This window comes from Cupriavidus necator (assembly GCF_040578825.1).
GTDB lineage: Bacteria > Pseudomonadota > Gammaproteobacteria > Burkholderiales > Burkholderiaceae > Cupriavidus > Cupriavidus necator_E.
This window is the reverse complement of sequence record NZ_JBEFLI010000017.1, coordinates 46,487-67,186: the sequence shown is the minus strand read 5'-3', so window position 1 is coordinate 67,186 and position 20,700 is coordinate 46,487. Positions and strand designations below refer to the sequence as shown.

The following is a 20,700-nucleotide window of genomic DNA, read 5'->3' as shown; positions in this document are numbered from 1 at the left end:
CGATTCTAACCGTCGGCGCGCCGATGGCAGCCCGGTCGCGCGCAGCGCCGGTCACAAAGTCCAACTCTGGAAAGCACTTCAGCGCGGCGCCGTTGGGCTTCGTGCACGGCACCGCGCCAACCTTTTTCCGCTTCTCAGCGTAAACCCCGATGACCAGGCCGGCACATTGACAGTTAGCTGACAGCCTTCCTCTCCTAGAATCTGGCCCCTGGTTTGCGGGAACGCGCCGAGCGCATTGGCCGGCCAGCCGACTCACACTTCACGACAGGAAAGCAAATGGAAAACGGTGCTAGCAATCAGATCCCGGCCACGCTGATCCCCGGCGACGGTATCGGTCCCGAAGTGGTGGATGCCACCGTCAGGGTGCTCGATGCGCTGGGCGCCCCGTTTGCCTGGGATGTCAGGCATGCGGGCATGGCCGGCGTCGAGTACAGCGGCGATCCGATGCCGGACGACACGCTGGACAGCATCCGCCGCACCGGCCTCGCGCTGAAGGGGCCGCTGACGACGCCGGTGGGCGGCGGCTTCCGCTCGGTCAATGTGCGCCTGCGCGAAGCGTTCAACCTCTATGCCAATGTGCGCCCTGCCCGCACGCTGGTGCCGGGCCGCTTCGAGAATATCGACCTGGTGCTGGTGCGCGAGAATGTCGGCGGCTTCTATGTGGCGCATGACTACTACATTCCGGTCGGCGACGATCCGCACGCGGTGGCGGTGTCCACCGGCACCAATACGCGCGACGCCTGCCGCCGCATTGCGCGCTTCGCGTTCGAATACGCCGTGAAAAACGGCCGCAAGAAAATCACGGTGGTGCACAAGGCCAATATCCTGAAGGCGCTCACCGGCATCTTCCTGGAAGCGGCGCGCGAAGTGGCGAAGGACTACGCCGGCCGCGTGGAGATGGACGACATCATCGTCGACGCCTGCGCCATGCAGCTCGTGCTCAATCCGTGGCGCTTCGACATGCTGCTCTGTACCAACCTGTTCGGCGACATCCTGTCGGACCAGATCGCCGGGCTGGTCGGCGGGCTGGGCATGGCACCGGGCGCCAACATCGGCGACCATGCCGCGATCTTCGAGGCGGTGCACGGCTCGGCGCCCGACATCGCCGGCAAGGGCATTGCCAACCCGATCTCGCTGATGCTGGCCGCCGGCCTGATGCTCGACCATGTCGGCCGCCAGGACCTGGCGACGCGGCTGCGCTCGGCTATCGAGCTGACGCTCAGCGAAGACAACGTGAAGACCGGCGACCTGCACGGCACGGCCACCACGCTGCAGTTTGCCGACGCGGTAGTCAAGCGCATCGCGCCCGGCAGCTGATCCACGCCCGCTGCGGCAGGCGACGCCTGCCGCGCGGCGCGACCAGTCTTGCCGGCGCTGCCCGCACGGGCATGCGCGCAAGACTGCCACCCTCCGCGGTCCATCCATATCCCGGCACGCACTGGCGCGCCGGCGGGATCGGCTGCGCCTTTAACCTCGTGCGCCCCGACGGACGCACGCCTTCACCGAGTCCCCGGTCGCCCCCGTTGGCGCTCCACTCGGACCGACCCGCAAAAGAGATATAGAAGACGATGTTGACCCTGCTCGCCTACTCGATGGTGATCGTGTTCATGGCACTGATCATGACCAAGCGGCTTTCCGCCATGGTGGCGCTGATCCTCGTTCCGATCGCGTTCGGCGCGATCGGCGGCTTCGGCCCCGAACTCGGCCCGATGATGCTGGACGGCGTCAAGAAGCTGGCGCCGACCGGCGTGATGCTGATGTTCGCCATCCTGTATTTCGGGCTGATGATCGATGCCGGCCTGTTCGATCCGGTGGTGCGCGCGATCCTGAAGGTAGTGGGCGGCGACCCGGTCAAGATCATCATGGGCACGTTCGTGCTGGCCGTGCTGGTGTCGCTTGATGGCGACGGCTCGACCACCTACATGATCACCTGCGCTGCCATGCTGCCGCTGTACAAACGCCTGGGCATCAGCCGTCTGGTGCTGGCCTGCGTGATCATGATGGCCGGCGGGCTGATGAACATCCTGCCCTGGGGCGGCCCGACCGCGCGTGCCGCCAGCGCGCTGGGCGTCGACGTGGGGTCGCTGTTCGTGCCGATGATCTTGCCGATGGTGGTCACCGGCTTCTGGGGCCTGTTCGTGGCATTCCTGCTCGGCCGCCGCGAACGCAACCGGCTCGGCAGCATCGCGCTGATGAGCGGCGGGGCCGGGCATTCCGCTCAGGCGGGTCATTCCGGTCATGCGGATCACGCCGAGCCCGAACTGATGGCCACCGATCCGAAGATCGCCCGCCCCAGGCTGCTGTGGTTCAACCTGCTGCTGACCCTCGGGCTGATGGCGCTGCTGATCCTCGGCACCTTCCCGCTGCCCGCGCTGTTTATCGTCGCCTGCGCCATCGCGCTGATGGTCAACTACCCCAGCCTGCAGGAACAGAAGGCGCGCATCGGCGCGCATGCCGCCAACGTCGTGCCGGTGGTGGCGCTGATCTTCGCCGCCGGCATCTTTGTCGGCATCCTGTCGGGCACCAAGATGGTCGACGCGATCGCCAACAGCGTCATCGCCGCCGTGCCCGACTGGATGGGCCCCTACATGGCGCTGGTGACCGGCGTGCTGAGCATTCCGTTCACGTTCTTTATCTCGAACGACGCGTTCTACTTCGGCATCCTGCCGATCCTGGCCAAGGCGGCCGCGGTCTATGGCATCGGCGCGGCGGAGATCGGGCGCGCGTCGCTGATCGGGCAGCAGGTGCACCTGCTGAGCCCGCTGGTCGCGTCGACGTATTTGCTGGTGGGACTGGCGGAGGTCGAGTTTGGCGATCACCAGCGCTATACGCTGCTGTGGGCGCTGTCGGCGGCGGTGGTCATGATGCTGGCCACGGTTGCGTTCGGCGTGATCCCCATCGTCGGCCGGGCGGCCTGAGGCAGAACCTCGCTACACCACCCACACACCTGCGCTGCGCTACGGCATCGACGCCCGCTTCAGAACCCCGAGAAGCGAATGCCGATCGAGCCGTAGCCGTAGTATCGGTCCAGCTTGCCCGCGGTCGCGGCGTTGTAGAGGAACGGGATGGTGCCGACAAAGTTGTACAGCGACGCCTGCCCGCGCAGGAACACTTCAACGTTCTTCGTGACCCCGTACGCCAGCTCCAGCCCCAGCGTATGGTTGGAGCGAATCGGCGAGAAGCCGTAGCTGCGCGTGCGGCTGTCGACATTGCTGCGCAACAGGTACTGGAACTGGTAGCCCAGCCGCGCGCTGAAGCGCTCGTACTTCCAGCGCCAGGACCCGCCCAGGTTCAGGTAGCCGGCCGTGTAGTTGAAATCGTCGTTGAAATCGAGCCCGAACTGGCCGGCATCGGTCGAGAACGAGGCCGACTGCAGCGTGACGTTGCCGGCGGTACAAGGCGCGGCCAGCGAGCCATTGGCGATATTGTCAGCGCCGATGGCGACATTGAAATTGCAGTTGCCTCGCTGCAGCCGCGTCTGGATGCTGTCGATGGTCACGCGGCTGACGCCCAGGCCGATAAAGCCCGTGAGCTGGTTGCGCTCGGTCAGCTCGCCCGAGAAGATGACATCGGCCTGCGCCTGGATGTCATTCGCGCTTTTTACCGTGAGGCTGTTGAAGGTCGTGTTGCGAACCGTGACCGGCGACGAGCGGTCCAGCGTGCCGGCATGGTTGCCCCATACCGAGAAGCGCACCATGACACGATCGCGTGCCCCGGGCTCGGCGAGCGGGTCGTAGTGCAGCGCCAGCATCCAGCTGTCGATCTGGTTGTGGTCTTGTCCGTAGTCGATGCCGCGGCGCCAGTAGGTGGCCGACGTCGATATGTACGGCGAGAACTTGTAGCCCAGCATCAGCTTGCCGCCGCGATAGTCGCCGGCGTTGTCCGACACGGGGCCCTGCCGCCCGCGCAGATTGAAGATGTCTACCGTGCTATTGACCATGTCGTAGCTGGCCTCCACCCGCACCGAGGTGAATTCGCCCGTGGCGGGCTCGGCCTGCATGAAGACATCGTCCGGCGCGGCGCTGGCCGCGCCTGCGCATGAAAGGCCCAGCATCAGGGCACACGCCTGGTCCAGCCGGCGCTTGCGAAACAGCTGCATAGGAAACTCCGAAGCCGCGGGGCAAGCCTGATGCTTGGCGCGCCCCGGAGGCTCGACGCGGACACAAAAGAACCCGGCCACCCGCGGTGCTTGCCCTTGGGCATGCGTGCGGATGACCGGGGCGTCGCCTTCCCCCAGGCGAGGGAAGGCAGCACTACGCGCCGGTCACGGGTTGAGGGTGACCGTAGTCCTGATGCCGTCGCCGGTCACCTTTGCCTCGCCACTCTTGATGTTGACCGTCTTCGCATTCTGCACGCTGCCATCGACCAGCATACCCAGCTTGACGTCCCTGCCGCTGATCCCCGTCGTCGCAAACGACAGCGGGAACGTGCTGACCGCGGTCGGCGTCAGCGCATCGATCTGCGCCTGGCTCAGCGCGCCAGCGGCCCTGAGCTTGCCGAGGAACACCGTGAACGGCAGGTTCAGCGAGCCGCCGTTGACGCTGGAGAACAGGCTGTCCGCCACCTGATTGGTGAGGGTTGCCTGCGCCGACACGTTGCCGCTGATCTGGAACGAGTACGTCGTGTTGGCCGGCACCACCGCATCGACCAGTTGCGAGCCGTTGAAGGTCAGCGTCACGTTTTCGATAATGACATCGACCTGGTTGCCGCCGTAGGTGTAGCTGAGGGCGGCGCGCACTTGCGACGGGCCACCCGCAAAGGCATCACCCTGCTGCGACACCGCCACCTGGATCGAGCTCAGCGTGCCGCCCGTGACCGTGACCGCGTCTTCGATCGGGTAGGACAAGCCGTTGATCGTCAGGTTGGCGAGCTGGATGTAGTTGGTCAGCCTCACCGCGTTCGCCACCGCGTCGATCGCGTTGCCGTTCACCGCGTTGCCCAGGTTCGCGGCCGCCTGATCGATCGCCGCGACATCGCCGGTCGACACGGCATCGCCCAGCGCGGCCAGCCCGCTCGCGTTCGACGCATCCGTCAGCGCGGCCGGCGTCACGGCCTCGACCAGGTCCGTGGTCGTCGTGGACGCGTTGCTTTCCGACACGACGTTGAGCGCCCCGCTTGCCTGCAGGTCCGCCAGCGTATCGGCCGGGTTGCTGCCCAGGTCGATGCCTTCCATCGCCGCGTCCACGCTCGTTACCTGGGCCGTGATCAGCGGAGCGGCCAGTGCGGCCACGTTGGTGGCCACGGCGTCAATGTTCGACTGCAGGTTCGCGGGCAGATCGGGCTGGGCGTTGTGCACAGCGGTGGACACCACAGTCGTCACCAGCGCGCTGCTGGTCAGGTCAGCCGTGCCCGTCGCGCCGGCCACGGTGGTGGCGACCGCCTTCGCCGCCGCCGCGGCCGCTTCCTCGGCAGTCAGCGTGCCGCCCGGGGCCAGCCCTGTCAGCGTCTTGCTGACCTGATCCACCAGTTGCTGTACCACGACCGCGGCCTGGAGTGCCGCTGCGTCCAGCATCGGATCCAGCGTGGCCAGGTTCTTGCCTTCCAGGCCGAGCCTGGTCGCCAGTGCCGCGGCCTGCTCCGGGCCCAGTTGCGCAACCAGCGTGGTCAGCGGCGAGACCACTGGTGTCACACCAGCCTGGTAGTCCACGGCCGGTGCCTGCAGCACGCCGGTGAACGGCTGGTTGGTCCCGATATCGGTGCCGCCAGTCACGCGCAGCGCGCTCCTGGTGCAACCGGCCGGGAAGGTGAAGTCGCCGGTCGCATTCGTCGTCGCGGTCTTGCTCTCGCAATCGGTGAAGGTGACAGTCGCGCCAGCCAGGTAGAAGTCAACCGCCTTGCCATTCACCGTGGCGGAAGGCGGCGGCGTCGTGGGCGAATCGTCGTCGCCCCCGCCTCCGCAAGCAACCAGCGCGGCCACGGCGGCAGATACGATGCCCAGAGTGAAGATGTTTCGGGTTTTGGTTTGCACGCTGCTTTCTCCTCAGATCGATACTTCGATACGTCGATGGATGGTGTGGGAATGCTGCGACGGGATCCCGCTGCGCACGGTTTCCAGCGCCCTACGCTGCCTGTCGTGCCACGCTTGAATTGGCGGAACGGATCCTGCGGCAGCAGCTTGCAGTTCACGCCAGCACAGAGATAAACAAATACCCAAATCGGTGTCACCCCTACTTGGCGGGGGAAAGTCCGGCCTTGCGTGCAGCCTTTTAGCCGCAAATCGCGGCATCGCGAACACGCGCTCACGCTCACTCATTGCGACCTCGCCATCTGTCTGTCCGCACTGGCGCAGGGCGCGGGAAAGTCTTTCGGCCTCAGCCAGCGCGCGATGTATTGCCCCATCGCGTCAAGCAAAACGTCAGACGTCAGTCCCGCTGCGCCGGCCAGTGCCGGGCAGATGATCCACGTGGTGCTGTCGTGCTCCAGCACGCGCAGTGTCTTGGCGAGATCAGCGGGCTGCAGGATGTGATCGGTGGCACGGACCTGCTCGAGGCCGAACGCATGAATGAAATCGTCGGTGTGCCGCTCGCCCAGGCATACCACCACCTTTGGCTTCCAGAGCCGGCGGATGCCATTGATGAACGCGAAGCGCTTGCCGTCCCGGCACAGGTCGAGATACCGCTGCTTGGGCACCAGCTCGGGCTGGCCGCGGAATGCCTTCGACCACGGGATCTCGTTGATCAGGCGCGCTGGCAGCGGAAACAGGCTGAGCTTGAACTCCGCGCCATGCGGCTCGTACAGGTGATGATCGAAGTAATCCTTCCAGTCGCGCTCGCCCAGCGAAGCGTTGAAGATCTGCGCGCGCGCCGCCGCCATGATCCGCGCGATCTTCTGGTGCGACTGCCAGCGCTCCATGTGGTCGCGGTGCTTGTCGCGGTACGCATCGTCCCACGCACTGGGACACGCCTTCGGCACCAGTGGCGCTACGAGCGACACGGCCTTCGGATGCGGTGAACTGTCACAGAACCAGACTGCCGCGTCGGGATTTCCCCCTTCCATCCCTACATACGACGCGAAATACTGGTCCAATTGCTCACGCGTAAATACAGAGTTAAGTTCTGTTTTCATGCCTCTCCCGCGTGGTTAGTGAAGGATGCCAAAACGCTGAGGCCTGCTCAGCGTTTTGTTGCACCACAACAAACTAGGCAGCGGCCGGATTCTGCGCGCGAATCCGACTGTTTTCTCCCCCCATTCGAGGGAGGCGTTGTCATCTCGTTTCCCTTCTTGAGCGGGGTAACGCTGAGCGCGATACCAAGGCAAATACGCGCGCGGGATACGGCCCCAATGAGCGCGTAGCAAGTCAAGCTACAAACGTGCCCGGCTGTCACACATAGGTAGGTGCCTTTGGGTTAAAGTAACCCTCACATGCCAATGCTCTGTACCGTCTGGGAACAGTCATCAAGCTTCGCGTCCTCGATCGTGCAAAACGACACTGCCCCATCGCGCCACCATGCCCAGCTCACGCGCAGCGAACCTGAACGATTGCCGCACAGCCACTTCGAGGTAGGTGCCGATGGATCGCAGGCCGCCAAGGGTCAGATACTTGCGTGGCGACAACGCGTCGGGCACGTCATGGACCTGCAAGTCACGCGCGATAGCCTGCTTGCGCCCTTCCACGCAGCCATCGACCGCTATCTGATCGCGGACATGTCGTTCACGGACTGCCGCTGTGACGGCGTCACGCTGCAACGCAGCCTGGCGCGTATCTCGACTGACTCTGCACGGCACCACGCGATACAGGTCTTCGTCGAAGGCAGCGCTGGCGTAGTGGCGGGCGAGCGCCGCAACCCACAGCCGCGCCACGGAGGTATTCTGCTGACGGACCTTGGGCAGCCTGTTGAGATGCGGCGCGAGGCAACACGCGCGCTCTCATTCTTCGTGCCGCGCATCACCATGGATGAAATTTTCATGGAAGCCGAGGCCGCGCACGGACGCATCGTGGAGACCGACACACCGCTGAGCCGACTGGCCGTCGCACACGCCGTCGCACTCAGTCACGATCTGCCAACCATGACACCGGAGGCCGCCGTGCACGCCATGCGCACCGGCGTAGAGCTGCTGGTCGGCTCCCTGCGCCAGGGCGCGGGCCTGGACGGCAACGCTCGCGCCGCGGTGCGCAGCGCTGTACTGGCACGCGCCCGTCGGCTGATCGACGCCGATCCCGGACAGGCCGGACTGTCACCCGCGCGGCTGCTGGCAAAGCTGGAAATCTCGCGAGCCACCCTTTACCGCTTGTTCGAACCCGAAGGCGGCGTGCAAGCCTATATCCGCAAGAGCCGGCTGCGCGCTGCCGCGCGGGAGCTGGTGCGCTACCCTCACCTGGCTGTCAACGACATCGCCTACGGGCTGGGCTTCAACAGCCCGTCCGACTTTACGCGCGCATTCCGCCGCACCCTCGGCATGTCACCGCGCGACCTGCGAGCCTACGCCACCGACGCCGACAACCGCGCCTTCTGGCAAGCCGCGAACGCCGTCCAGGGCAAGGATTATCAGCAATGGATACAGCGTCATGCCGCGTGATGGCAGCACGGCCGCTGTGGCCAGACGGTGTCACACCGCGGCTTCTGACTCTGCCTGCCGATGTCGCTCGGGCACTTCCGGACGCATCTGGAAATCGGCGATCGTCAGCCACTGACTGATGAAGTGCCCCATCGCATTGAGCAGGACGTCCGACGCCAGGCCGGCAGCGCCGGCCACCGCGGGACAGATAATCAGGTGCGTGCCCTGGTCCTGGTAGACCCGCAGTAGCCGCGCCTGGTCGGCCGGCTTCAGCATATGCTCCGTGTACGGCCGGCCGCGCATGCCAAACGCATGCAGGTAGTCATCCTCGTGACGCTCGCCCAGGCAGATCACCACCTTGGGGCGCTGGCGCCGGCGCAATGCCCTGATGAAGCGAAAGCGCCCGCCGTTGCGGCACAGTGACAGGTAATTGACCTTCGGGTTGAGCTCGGGCTGCGCGCCATACAGCCGCTTCCAGGGCAGCCCGTTGTCCGCGCGGATTGGCAGCGGAAACAGGCTCAGCTTGAATTCCCAACCGCGCGCACGGTAGAGATACTCGGCCAGATAGCGCTGCGAGCTACAGTTATCGCGCCGGCCGAACAACACCATTTCCCAGGCGGCCGACATGATGCGCGCGATGCGCTGGTGCGTTTGCCACCTTGCCATATCGCGTGCGTGAGCGACTCGAAAGTGCGCGTCCCAGGCGTTCGGCAATCGCTGCGGAGCCAGCGGCGCCGCCAGCGGCAAGCCCACCGTGGTGGGCACATGATCGCAAATCCAGACCGCTGCTGCAGGGTTGCCTCCCTCCATCCCTACGAAGGACGAAAAATAGGCGTCCAGCTCATCGCGGGTAAAAGCGTTCCCTTTCATGTCTGCTGCATCCTGCGGAAGAATTGCCGTGACACCGGCTTGAGATCGGCACTACCGCGTTGCGCGCAATGCCGACGCAAGACTCTAGCTTCGGCGGTCTCTCGCACTTGACCATGCGTCTCAAAAACCGACTGGCGCGAAGCAAAGGTGCCACACAAGCATCGCCACACTTTCCCTTCTTACGCAGGGTACCGACGGGTCACGCTGCACCGCACTATTCGCACCAGAAAGAAGAAGCACACCGGCGCCGCCAGCGCGCCGGCAGGAAGAGAGCGTTGCAGTTCCAGGGACGGCCCTCAAGGATGCGGCCAGTGGCCGGTCACCAGCTGACCGCAGCCACGCCATGAAACCGACTGCTGCAAAGCAGTCCCGCACGACTCTGCTTTGTCTGCGCCAAGAGCATGCACAACCACGATGCATGCCAAAGACGAGCCTGGCCGCCACTGTGCGTGGCCTGCAAGTTCGGAGGAGAAAAAAAGGGATGGGCACTCGCTTGAGCGCCCATTACGCCAACGCTTCGGGGGAAGCCATGGGTGTCTATCGCGATATGTTTGCCAGGCATCACGATCAGCTCGCGCTGATGGTTCGCCTGCTCGACGCCGGCGCCATCTGGCTTGCGGCAATACTGGCCAGCGAAGCGCGCTTTGCCAGCGCGCAAGCCCCGATCCACTTGTTCGTCCAGTATTTCGGCTGCGCGATCGCCTTCATCGTATTGCCGGGGTTCGACCTCTACAGCTCATGGCGCGGCCGCAGCCTGTTCTCGCTCGCCACGCGCCTGCTGTCGGCGTGGAGCCTGGTCTGGCTGATCAGCATTCTGCTGAGCTACCTGCTGCACCAGTCCGACTCCCTCTCCCGCTTGTGGATGATGTACTGGTACGCCTTCTCGCTGGCCGGCCTGCTGGGCCTGCGCGTGGCCAGCCGCGTCGTGCTCAGCCTGTTGCGCGTTGCAGGCGCCAACAGCAAGCGCGTGCTTATCGTTGGCTTTGGCCGTACCGGGCAGGAGATGTATCGCCGCGCGACCGCCAGCCACGCCACCGGATTCAAGATCAGCGGCATCTACGCTCCCGAGGGCGAGCCCACGCCAGAAGGACGCCGGCGCATCACCGATAGCGCCCAAATCGCCCAGTTCGCGCGCGATCATGGGGTCGATGAGATCTGGCTCACCCTGCCGATGAGCGAGTTTCGCCTGATGCAGGAGATCACCTTCTCCCTGCGCAATGACTTCATTGACATCAAGTGGATGCCGAGCGTGCTCGACTTCGACCTGCTCAATCACAACGTCGGCAACTTCCTCGGCATGCCCGCGGTGGAAATGAACAGACCGCCCGCACTCGGCGTGCGCGGCACCATCAAGGCCATCTTCGACCGCACCTTTTCCGCCCTCGTGCTCATCGCCCTGTCGCCGCTGTTCCTGATCATTGGCATCCTGATCAAGCGCGACTCCCCGGGCCCCGTCTTCTTCAAGCAGGAGCGCCTCGGCATGGACGGCCGCGTGATCCACGTCTACAAGTTTCGCAGCATGAAGGTCCATGCCGAGCATGGCACCGTCACACAAGCCACCAAAGGCGATAGCCGGATCACGCCGATTGGCGCTTTCCTGCGCCGCACCAGCCTGGACGAACTGCCGCAGTTCATCAATGTGCTCAAGGGCGAAATGAGCGTGGTAGGCCCCAGGCCGCACGCCATGGCGCATAACAATATGTACAAGGAGCAGTTGGACTTCTACATGCTGCGCCACCGCGTCAAGCCTGGCATCACGGGTTGGGCCCAAATTAACGGCTATCGCGGCGAAACGGACACGCTTGATAAGATGGCCAAGCGGGTGGAGCACGACATCTTCTATATCCGGAACTGGTCGTTCTGGATGGATCTGAGGATTATTTTCTGGACGGCGTTCAAGGGGTGGACGGGGCGGAATGCGTATTGATCTGTCGCAGCGGAGCCATGATGGTACGGCACTGGTCACGCCCCGGGCACGTTATGTCTCGCAGCGGCTCTCTCGTGTTCTTCCTGACCATGCTCGTGGTGGGCGGTATCCCGGGTAAAGCGCAGGCGCTCAATCGAGAGTTTGGCGACAAGCTGATGCACCTGCGCGCGTACACCTGCCTGGCGTTCTCCCGGCATCGGGCCGCGATCACGCTTTCTAGCGTTGCTCTACTAGGCGGCCTGGACGAATCATCCAGTTCTTCTTTCCATACTTGCTCACAGACGTGACGGCAGCAATACGCGCCATTGCCCTGCTCTCGCTGGTCAACAGATTCGTGAACGACGCAGGCGATTTATATCCGTCTCCACATCCCTTGAATTGCGCTCATGAAGAACACCCTCATCGGTGGTGGCTACGTACGCCTGGTCAGTGGCACATGCCTGGCAAAGTCCGGCAACGATCTTTACGGGCCGGCGGAACTCAGCCAGCTAGGTCTTGCGTATTACAGCATTGGCGGGGAAGGCGGCCTTCGTTGCCTCTGCCGCCGAAGGCCGAGGGGACGGGTCCGCCAAGGTCGGAAATTATCGCCGGACCTAGCCCAGAAAGACTGATCTTCGCAGGTGGCAGAAGTAGCACCCCGCTTCTGGCTGCGGGCGCATCCATGACCGTGTACACCTACCCCTTTCCTCATATTCATCTATGCGCAACTGTATATTCGTTACGGGCGGTGCGGGCTTCATCGGAGCCAACTTCGTTCTGAACTGGCTGGCCAATGCCAACGCCGACGGAGTAGTCAACGTCGACAAGCTCACGTACGCCGGCAATCTCAAGACGCTCGCCTGCCTTGACGGCGAGAGCCGTCACGTTTTTTCGCAGACGGATATTTGCGACCGTGCCTCGCTGAACCGCCTGCTAACCACCTACAACCCGCGCGCTGTAGTGCATTTCGCAGCTGAAAGTCACGTCGATCGCTCAATCAGCGGCCCCGCCGAGTTTATCCAGACCAATATCGTCGGCACCTTCACCTTGCTGGAGGCAGTACGCGCTTACTGGGGCGGCCTCGACGACACCGCCCGAGCGACCTTCCGCTTCCTCCACGTGTCCACCGACGAGGTGTTTGGTTCGCTCGGCCCCACTGATCGGCAATTCTCAGAATCCACCGCGTATGCGCCTAACAGCCCGTATTCGGCCTCCAAAGCGGCATCCGACCATCTCGTGCGCGCCTACCACCATACCTATGAGCTGCCGGTGCTGACCACGAACTGCTCGAACAACTATGGCCCTTATCACTTCCCCGAGAAACTGATTCCACTGATGATCTCCAACGCGCTAGGCGGCAAACCGCTTCCCGTGTACGGTGATGGACTGAACGTGCGCGACTGGCTGTACGTGGGCGACCACTGTGCCGCCATTCGCGAGGTGCTTGCACACGGCCACCCGGGGGAGACCTACAACGTGGGCGGCTGGAACGAGAAGACCAACCTCGACGTCGTACACACGCTGTGCGACCTGCTCGATGAGTTGCGTCCGAAGGCTGCTGGTTCATATCGCAACCAGATCACCTTCGTCAAGGACCGTCCCGGCCATGACCGGCGCTACGCCATCGATGCGCGTAAACTCGAGCGCGAACTCGACTGGAAGCCGGCTGAGACCTTCGAGACCGGCCTACGCAAGACTGTGCAGTGGTACTTGGATAACCAAGGCTGGGTACAGGATGTGATGTCAGGTGAATATCGCAACTGGGTGGCAAAGCAATATGCGGCATAAGGCCCCCTCAATCCCGACGCTCCTTGTAACTGGAAGCAACGGTCAGGTGGGTTTCGAACTACGCCGCAGCTTGGCGCCGCTGGGTCGCGTGGTAGCACTCGAACGCGCCGGCTGCGACCTTTCACGACCGGACGAAGTGCGGCGCATCGTGCGCGAGCTTTGCCCGGACGTGATCTTCAATTCCGCCGCCTACACCTCCGTGGACAAGGCCGAGACCGACATCGAGGCAGCCTACGCCATCAACAGTGTCGCGCCGGGCGTCCTGGCCGAGGAAGCCAAGACGCTGGGCAGCTTGCTAGTGCATTACTCCACCGACTACGTATTCGACGGCCGCAAGGACGGCTGCTATTTGGAGACTGACAAGGTCAATCCGCAATCCGTCTACGGCAAGAGCAAACTTGCCGGCGAGCAAGCCATCGCCGCGTCCGGCGCGCAGGCCTTAGTGCTGCGCACCTGCTGGGTGGCCGGCGCGCACGGTAGCAACTTCGCCAAGACCATGCTCAAGCTCGGCTGCGAGCGCGATAGCTTGCGCGTAATCGATGATCAGTTCGGTGCGCCCACAACTGCCTCGCTGATAGCCGACGTAACTGCCCAGATTGTCGCGCGCCACTGGCTATATGGTAGGCCAGCCGCGTTTGACGTCGGCGTCTACCACTTGGCGGCCGCTGGCGAGACAACCTGGCACGGCTACGCCACTGAGGTGCTACGCATGGCAGCAGCTCGGGGTGTTCCGCTGCAGGTGGACCGGGAGCACATCGAAGCGATTCCGACTACCGCATACCCCTTGCCCGCGCCACGTCCGGCCAATTCACGGCTAAATACCAGCAAGCTGCGCGAGACCTTCTGCATCCATCTCCCGGACTGGCAACAAGGTATTCGACTGCTGCTGGACCAGATCCTCTTGTGAGTATTCGCACCATGCGCAAAGGTATTATTCTCGCCGGCGGGTCCTGCACTCGGCTTTATCCGATCACTCGCTCGGTGTCCAAGCAGCTGCTGCCCGTGTACGACAAGCCGATGATCTACTACCCGCTGTCCACGCTGATGCTGGCAGGGATCCGTAACATCCTGATCATTTCCACGCCCGAAGACACTCCGCGCTTCGTCGACATGCTTGGCGACGGCAGCAAGTGGGGAATTAACCTGCAATACGCTGTTCAACCGTCGCCGGATGGACTAGCACAGGCGTTCTTGATCGGGCGCGACTTCATTGGAAACGCCCCGTCGACACTGATACTAGGCGACAACATCTTCCATGGCCACGACTTGGTGCGCCAGCTCCAACACGCCTCCGCTCAGGGGGAAGGAGCCACCGTATTCGCCTATCACGTGCACGATCCCGAGCGCTACGGCGTGGTGGAGTTCGACAAAGATTTCCGCGCGCTCTCGCTCGAGGAAAAACCAGTACACCCGCGCTCCCACTATGCCGTCACCGGCCTGTATTTCTACGACAACCAGGTGTGCGACATCGCGGCTGACATCAAGCCATCGGCGCGCGGTGAACTGGAAATCACCGACGTCAATAGGTGCTATCTCAGCATGGCGCAGCTTGACGTTGAGATCATGGGTCGCGGCTACGCTTGGCTGGATACCGGCACCCATGACTCGCTGCTAGAAGCGGCTAGTTTCATCGCCACGCTGCAAAACCGGCAGGGGCTGGTGGTTGCGTGCCCTGAAGAGATCGCATACCGCAACAAGTGGATCGATGCCGATCAGGTGGCTCGACTCGCCAGACCGCTGTCGAAGAACGGCTACGGCAAATACCTGACGCAAATCATTTCAGAAGCCATCAAATGAGCATGCATGTTACTCCCACCGCCCTACCCGAGGTTCTGATTATCGAGCCCAAGGTATTTGGCGACGACCGCGGAATCTTCCTTGAGAGCTTCAATCGAAAGTCCTTCGAGGCTGCGACTGGGCTCAAGCGTGAATTCGTACAGGATAATCATTCGCGCTCGGTGTGCAATGTGTTGCGCGGACTGCATTATCAAATTGAGCACCCTCAGGGCAAGCTTGTCCGCGTCGTGACCGGGGAAGTCTTCGATGTAGCTGTGGACCTGCGTCGCAACTCACCGAACTTTGGTAAGTGGGTAGGTGTAACGCTGTCGGCGGAGAACAAGCGACAGCTTTGGGTACCCGAGGGCTTCGCGCATGGCTTCGTCGTGTTGTCCGAGTCGGCAGATTTTCTTTATAAAACCACCGATTATTGGTATCCGGAGCATGAGCGTTCATTGCTGTGGAATGACCGCGATATCTCTATCTCCTGGCCGATTTGCGTACCGCCGATACTCGCTAGCAAAGACATGCTTGGACTGCCTCTGAAGGAAGCTCAAGCCTTCTGTTAAGGGCATATTACTTCTACGTCCGCCGTCATATCATAGAAATAATTGCCAACACAACCTGCAGCTCGCATATGCGTATGTCCTGAAATCGCTGCCGTGGATCTGACACGCGGCTATGGGCACCATCGCCTAAGGCGTTTCCAAAGCAGTTCCTGCAAGTACCGCCGATGATTCGTTTCTGCAGAAACTAAGTCGCGCTCAACGCGCTCGCGCAGTAGTTCCGCCTCGACTTTTTTGCCAATTAAGTCGATCGACTCATCGTTGCGGAACAGATTAGCAAACTCATTTAATGGGTGACGAAGGAGCGTTTCCGATGTCAAAAATACCGTTCTCATCAATCTGCACCTTTGCACGCGGCTCAACTTTTATCAAGCGATCTAGCCGGGAACGCCGCTCCCCCAGTCTTGCCCAGACCTGTCTTTCGTCATAATCTGGAGAAACGAATATTTTGTTCCCTCCCACGCGCCACTGATGTGTGTCACTGCCGCTTCCGATCCATATTGCATAATATGAGTCGCCCACAAGGATATTCTCTATCACATCACCATAACTTAGTTTGCGGCTGACCGAGTTAGCGCCCGTCATGATATGCGTGCCCCGACCTATCATTCTTTCCCGCTTGACACGCCCCCCACCAACCCACTGAGGGAAATAGCTTCTATTTCCTGAAATCTTGCCATTTCCAGCAAAATATATATGCACACTATTACACTTGAAGATGATATTATCTCTAATAGCAATACCTACATTTCTTTCGGAAACCCAAATTCCCCCAACTTCTGCGTACAAGCTGTCCGATGCAATCGCGCATCGGACAAGCACATTGTCGTGAATGTCTATTGAGGCATTAGAATTATTAACACCATGCTTATAAAAAAACTCAGAATCATGATTAACGGTATCCCTCGCCAACAATATACCAATCGCGTTTGACCTGGAAATCTGATTATAAGCAACCTCACCATTCTTCACCCCGCCCAAAAAAATTCCCCTCGCCGCACTATCAGTACATTCATTCCCCAAAATCTTAACGTTAGATGTGAGCTTTATACCCATCGTGTTGCCAACATACGACGGATCATTTCCCGTGAACCAAGTAACCGCAATAGCATCATCTCCTGAAGAGACTATGCGATTCGATGAAATCGAGACATTCTCACCGCAACCTTGGCAGGTGATGCCATCGGCCATCGTGCCATGCACATAGCTATCCTTAATTGAAATGTCCTCCGATTTATGAACCCAAATTCCAGCGGACCAGCTACCGTCGATTTCAAAATCTGAAATCCGAAACCCCCGAACACCCTCGGCATATATTGCAAAATTATTATCCACTCGCATTGTCGGCTTATTCTTGTAGGAAATTCTACCGTTTAAAATACGAATATTGGAACAGTCACCCAAACCAGATGACGATTTAAACGAAAGTCCAGAAGGTGACGGGCCCATCGGGGTAGCCCTATCTATTAAAAGGGTTGACCCGTTCAGGTCAAACGTCAAAGCCGTCGCATCGTGAATTACAATTGGCCGAATGCGATATATCTTGTTCTTCCCTGCTTTAACCTGGCGGTTAGATTTCAATGCCCCAACGAGATACTCGGTATCGTCCGCTAACCCGTCCCCTTTCGCCCCAATGATGTCCAACGAGATCGACATCGGGCCAGCTGTTTGCTGAGCACTGGCGCCCGAAAGTAGATAAGCAACCATGGGCCGGCGCTGTAGACCAAGCCATGGAAGCGCAAAGGTTCGCGCTAGTAAGCTCAGAGCTCTCCTACGCCGAGGGGGCGCTTTGCGGGTCTTATTCATCGGCGGTGTTGTATTTTCGGCTCGAGCTTACGCTGACGTTCGATCCAACAATCTTGCCTTCATGATCTCCCTCAAACGTCGGCGCCAATTTTGTGTAGCAGGCAAGATGCGCTGAAGCAATATCGCTCCACTTTGGCGCAACATTTCTCCTCGCTTGCGGATTCCATGGCCTCCATCGTCCAATCAATTCCCTCGCTATTGCCTCGGGAGATTCGTCAGCCCTTACCAGGATAATATTCTTATCCGTCAACGGATTGAAAGAAATGCCGAGTTCGGAGAACTCGCTAACGTCGTTGGGAAACGTAGAAACGATGCTCGCACCAAGCTCAAGGGCGTACCAAAAGCTACCTCTCCGGGCAGACAAGCCGTCCGAAAATAGCTGGATGACGAAATCGCATGCAAGCAAATTCAGCGCCAGGCTATCCGTATCGTCGATATATCCATAGAGTTCCACTCTGTCAGACAATCCCATCGATGAGATCTTCTGTACGAATTGATTCCGTGCAATTACGTGATCAGCGGGGAAATCCCCGCACATCAGCAATCTCGCATCATAGCCTGCGCGAGTTAACTCGGAGAGAACCGTTAACATCTTCTCCGGTTGTTTCCACTCGTAGATAAAACCGAAATAGCCCAGCAAAATTTCATCGGGCCTCCCACCATCATTTCCTTTCACGGTACTCGACAATTCCCGTCTTAGCACTTCCTTCCTCGCGGCCACGATATCGTCAGCCTGCACGACAGGAATGTCCACGTTCACCGCGATCGGAATGAACTCTCGCAGTTGCCCGCGCCGGGCGAACGCAGCTACCTTCGAGCAAGAGAATGCTTCCCGCTCCCGCGCGGAAGCGAAAACTAAGGCATCCGCGAGCAGGGCCACAAACGTAATGCTCATTCGCCGAAGGAAATGCATGCTTCTCCATTCATGCAACGTCACTACGAGCCTCGTCGACGGACACAGGACGCGAGCGATGGCGGGAAGGAGTCCAGGCATTATGGATCTCCCCCAGCCCTCGACTGGGTATTGAATATGTATGATCTTTCCCGGCTTGAAGAAGCCGAAAATACGCAGCCATTCGCTCAAACCACGAGGCTTAAATCTAAGATGTCGAAATACGAATGAACTATCCATTCGCATCTTGCCGCTCAATGCCTCCGCCACCTTTTCTGAGTAATCTCCCACCCCATCCCGGTCTACCGCAGGATCGTGTCCAACTATGAATTCTAAGTCGATCATTGTAAAACCTCTGTGCTCAAAATACCTGCGAGCGTTAATTCCGGTCCTCTAGTTGTTCACTGACGCTTTGATACATCGCCAAGGTTCGTTCGTTCATCCTTGTTGAGGTGAACTCACGGATATATTTATCTCTCGCGTCCTTTCTCATTGCGATCAACTCGTCAACCGTCATCCTGGAAAAAAAACTAATGGTTTCCCTGATATTTTCAAAGTTAATATGGTATCCACTAACGCCATCTTCCACGATATCAGGCAATGCGCCCGCAGTATTGCAAAGTACAGGTGTACCTGATCGTAAGGCTTCAACGGCCACTAATCCAAAGCCTTCCCAGCGCGACGGCATCACCAAGGCGTGAGCGTGCCCGTAATAATGATCAAGCTCCGCACGTTCTTTCCACCCGGTCATAACCACATTTTTCGGTGCTTTCGACCGAACGTTATCCCACCATCGCGAGCTTAGTACCGGCTCGCCGATAATTGTCAACTCGATATCATCCCGTTGCACAGAACCCAGTGCATCGAACAGCAAATCGATGCCCTTCTGATAGTCAAGCCTACCCACATACAGCAAGCGGACAGCGCTACCCTCTGGTTCACCAACACTAAACGGACTGCCCACATTATTTGATATGTCCGATACTCCGCTAGAAATTAGCTCCAATTTGGATACTGGTATGCCTGCGTTTAGCGCAAGATTGTATTCATGCTTTGAAATACATACGATTCGCTGACAGGCACGGGCTAGTATTCTCTCTATTGCGCGCCATAACCAATTTATCGGCAGCACGCCTTTTCTGGCGAATGACCATCCATGTGGGCAATAAATGATCGGCTTACGTCTCCCGAACGCTAATAGAGTAAGCCGGCCAAAAGCACCGGCGAACGTGCTGTGCAAATGAACAATATCCGGCGCTTCCTTGTCTACCACCGACACGATAAACTTTGCGAATTCCAGAAATGCCCTTGGCGAACGACCGTTTCTCTCAAATCTCCATGTCGTTGCGCTAAACATTGCCTCATCTGCGCCACTCAAACCTTCTCGTGGGACAATGAGATGAACATTTTCGCTTCCATATCGCTCCACCTGAAACGGTACGAGTTCCGCAAGGTACGACTCAATCCCGCCCTTTAGCGTCTCACAAATATGAACGATCTTCATTCTATTTTTGGACGGCAGTCGCGTTCAGAAGCGCAATCTGCTGGCGGATATAGTTCTTCGATGTGAGATCCTTCGATGCCGCTCGAAGCTGAGCGGCACGACAATAACGGAGCCGAGTATTCGAGTCTTTCGCCATCTCCACCAATCGTCTACGCAACGATTGATGATCACCCACGGAGTAGTACAAAACCTCATCTGCGCCGAAATAGTCAGTCAGTCCACCCGCATCAGCCGCGATCACCGGAACGCCCAGGAACGTCGCCTCCAAAACGCAGGTAATTCCCGATGCGTGCATGTTTTTCTTAAGAGGAACCACCACTACGTCGGCCCATTTATACGCTTCCTTGACTTGTCTTAGCGACGATGCGCTTTCCACTGACCACGTGTCAGGAAATGACTGAACAGTTCGCTGAAATGTTTTGCTGAGAATTTTAACTGAAACGTCATTGAAGTCATTCAAAGCGCTTGCGAACGTAACCCAATCTCGATGCTCGTCATTTCCGATGGCTAAAATATTTAACGTATCCCCATTATTCTGACTGCCGGCGTGCTGCCGTGTAAAGCTGTCGCTGGATATACCAAAATGAACCATCTCGACATTAGCCCATCGATTAACTGCTTTTATCCATTGCGCATTAATAGACGAAAGAGTCGTCACCAGATCGGCTTTGCCGAGAAGTAGCCCAGCAAGTTTCGCTTTGATACCCTTACTTCCATTTAAGCGGTCTGCCGTCCAGATGATCTGACAAATTGTCCTTCCCCTTATGCGCCCGGGGAAAAGCGCCTTCAAAATTAATATGGCGAACGATTCTCTATCCGTATGAGTAAGTATTACATCTGCACAGCATAGATCAGTGAAATGCCGCCAGGCATGGACCAAGTCAGCGCCGAGAAATTTCGAAATAATTTTTCTAACAATGAACGCTACGCGGCTTTCTGCATCCTTTTTTCTTGAGAAAACCACTTTGTAACCAAAATCTCTTAAATAGTGATAACCGTAAGGAGAAACGTCCGGCACGTCTCCAGCATAATACTTTCGCTCCCACTCTTCGGCCGAAATCTCTGCCCAGAGTAAAACAAATGCGTTTTTCTTCAT

The 20,700-nt window shown here is 59.5% G+C and carries 17 protein-coding genes; 9 read left to right on the top strand and 8 right to left on the bottom strand.

Annotation, left to right across the window (positions count from 1 at the left end; all coding sequences use genetic code 11):
* The first annotated feature begins 276 nt into the window (after window positions 1-276).
* Both AB1I47_RS11180 and AB1I47_RS11175 read left to right on the top strand, forming a co-directional pair.
* Window positions 277-1,317: an isocitrate/isopropylmalate dehydrogenase family protein gene (locus AB1I47_RS11180; RefSeq protein ID WP_354683817.1), complete on the top strand. Its 1,041-nt coding sequence runs from the start codon at window positions 277-279 to the stop codon at window positions 1,315-1,317.
* A 251-nt stretch (window positions 1,318-1,568) separates the two neighbouring features.
* Window positions 1,569-2,918 carry a CitMHS family transporter gene (locus tag AB1I47_RS11175; RefSeq protein WP_354683816.1) on the top strand — a complete coding sequence of 450 codons (1,350 nt, stop codon included), beginning with the start codon at window positions 1,569-1,571 and terminating at the stop codon, window positions 2,916-2,918.
* A 59-nt stretch (window positions 2,919-2,977) separates the two neighbouring features.
* On the opposite strand, the gene AB1I47_RS11170 is transcribed toward AB1I47_RS11175, so the two are convergent.
* The 3 genes from AB1I47_RS11170 to AB1I47_RS11160 all read right to left on the bottom strand — a co-directional run bounded on the left by AB1I47_RS11170 (window position 2,978) and on the right by AB1I47_RS11160 (window position 7,065).
* Complete coding sequence (locus AB1I47_RS11170) at window positions 2,978-4,099, bottom strand: hypothetical protein (RefSeq protein ID WP_354683815.1); 1,122 nt, start codon at window positions 4,097-4,099, stop codon at window positions 2,978-2,980.
* A gap of 165 nt (window positions 4,100-4,264) precedes the next feature.
* Entirely contained in the window at window positions 4,265-5,968 is a 1,704-nt protein-coding gene (locus AB1I47_RS11165) for a hypothetical protein (RefSeq protein ID WP_354683814.1), read from the bottom strand.
* 281 nt (window positions 5,969-6,249) lie between these two features.
* Window positions 6,250-7,065: a transcriptional regulator gene (locus tag AB1I47_RS11160; RefSeq protein ID WP_354683813.1), complete on the bottom strand. Its 816-nt coding sequence runs from the start codon at window positions 7,063-7,065 to the stop codon at window positions 6,250-6,252.
* A 504-nt stretch (window positions 7,066-7,569) separates the two neighbouring features.
* Between AB1I47_RS11160 and AB1I47_RS11155 the strand changes: the two genes are divergently transcribed.
* On the top strand, window positions 7,570-8,517 hold the full coding sequence (locus tag AB1I47_RS11155; RefSeq protein ID WP_354683812.1) for a helix-turn-helix domain-containing protein: 948 nt from the start codon (window positions 7,570-7,572) through the stop codon (window positions 8,515-8,517).
* A 30-nt stretch (window positions 8,518-8,547) separates the two neighbouring features.
* Here AB1I47_RS11155 and AB1I47_RS11150 read toward each other — a convergent pair whose 3' ends face one another.
* Window positions 8,548-9,162 (bottom strand): transcriptional regulator, encoded by a 615-nt coding sequence (locus AB1I47_RS11150; RefSeq protein ID WP_354683811.1) that lies wholly within the window; start codon window positions 9,160-9,162, stop codon window positions 8,548-8,550.
* Window positions 9,163-9,913: 751 nt separating this feature from the next.
* On the opposite strand from AB1I47_RS11150, the gene AB1I47_RS11145 reads away from it, so the two are divergent.
* The 6 genes from AB1I47_RS11145 (at window position 9,914) to rfbC (ending at window position 15,405) form a co-directional block, all read left to right on the top strand.
* Window positions 9,914-11,293: an undecaprenyl-phosphate glucose phosphotransferase gene (locus tag AB1I47_RS11145; RefSeq protein ID WP_354683850.1), complete on the top strand. Its 1,380-nt coding sequence runs from the start codon at window positions 9,914-9,916 to the stop codon at window positions 11,291-11,293.
* 74 nt (window positions 11,294-11,367) lie between these two features.
* Window positions 11,368-11,580, top strand: coding sequence for a hypothetical protein (locus AB1I47_RS11140; RefSeq protein ID WP_354683810.1), 213 nt, complete (start codon window positions 11,368-11,370; stop codon window positions 11,578-11,580).
* A gap of 412 nt (window positions 11,581-11,992) precedes the next feature.
* On the top strand, window positions 11,993-13,060 hold the full coding sequence (rfbB, locus tag AB1I47_RS11135; RefSeq protein ID WP_354683809.1) for a dTDP-glucose 4,6-dehydratase: 1,068 nt from the start codon (window positions 11,993-11,995) through the stop codon (window positions 13,058-13,060).
* Window positions 13,050-13,967: a dTDP-4-dehydrorhamnose reductase gene (rfbD, locus tag AB1I47_RS11130; RefSeq protein WP_354683849.1), complete on the top strand. Its 918-nt coding sequence runs from the start codon at window positions 13,050-13,052 to the stop codon at window positions 13,965-13,967. The genes rfbB and rfbD overlap by 11 nt, the downstream gene beginning before the upstream one ends.
* Window positions 13,968-13,978: 11 nt before the next feature.
* Window positions 13,979-14,857, top strand: coding sequence for a glucose-1-phosphate thymidylyltransferase RfbA (rfbA, locus tag AB1I47_RS11125; protein WP_354683848.1), 879 nt, complete (start codon window positions 13,979-13,981; stop codon window positions 14,855-14,857).
* Window positions 14,854-15,405 (top strand): dTDP-4-dehydrorhamnose 3,5-epimerase, encoded by a 552-nt coding sequence (gene rfbC, locus AB1I47_RS11120; protein WP_354683808.1) that lies wholly within the window; start codon window positions 14,854-14,856, stop codon window positions 15,403-15,405. The genes rfbA and rfbC overlap by 4 nt, the downstream gene beginning before the upstream one ends.
* A 279-nt stretch (window positions 15,406-15,684) precedes the next feature.
* On the opposite strand, the gene AB1I47_RS11115 is transcribed toward rfbC, so the two are convergent.
* The 4 genes from AB1I47_RS11115 to AB1I47_RS11100 all read right to left on the bottom strand — a co-directional run bounded on the left by AB1I47_RS11115 (window position 15,685) and on the right by AB1I47_RS11100 (window position 20,700).
* A complete protein-coding gene (locus AB1I47_RS11115) occupies window positions 15,685-17,109 on the bottom strand; it encodes a right-handed parallel beta-helix repeat-containing protein (RefSeq protein ID WP_354683807.1) in 1,425 nt (474 codons plus the stop codon).
* A 91-nt stretch (window positions 17,110-17,200) separates the two neighbouring features.
* Window positions 17,201-18,445 carry a glycosyltransferase family protein gene (locus AB1I47_RS11110; RefSeq protein ID WP_354683806.1) on the bottom strand — a complete coding sequence of 415 codons (1,245 nt, stop codon included), beginning with the start codon at window positions 18,443-18,445 and terminating at the stop codon, window positions 17,201-17,203.
* A 34-nt stretch (window positions 18,446-18,479) separates the two neighbouring features.
* On the bottom strand, window positions 18,480-19,604 hold the full coding sequence (locus AB1I47_RS11105; protein WP_354683805.1) for a glycosyltransferase: 1,125 nt from the start codon (window positions 19,602-19,604) through the stop codon (window positions 18,480-18,482).
* Between the two features lies 1 nt (window position 19,605).
* Window positions 19,606-20,700, bottom strand: a complete 1,095-nt coding sequence (locus AB1I47_RS11100; protein ID WP_354683804.1) for a glycosyltransferase — start codon at window positions 20,698-20,700, stop codon at window positions 19,606-19,608.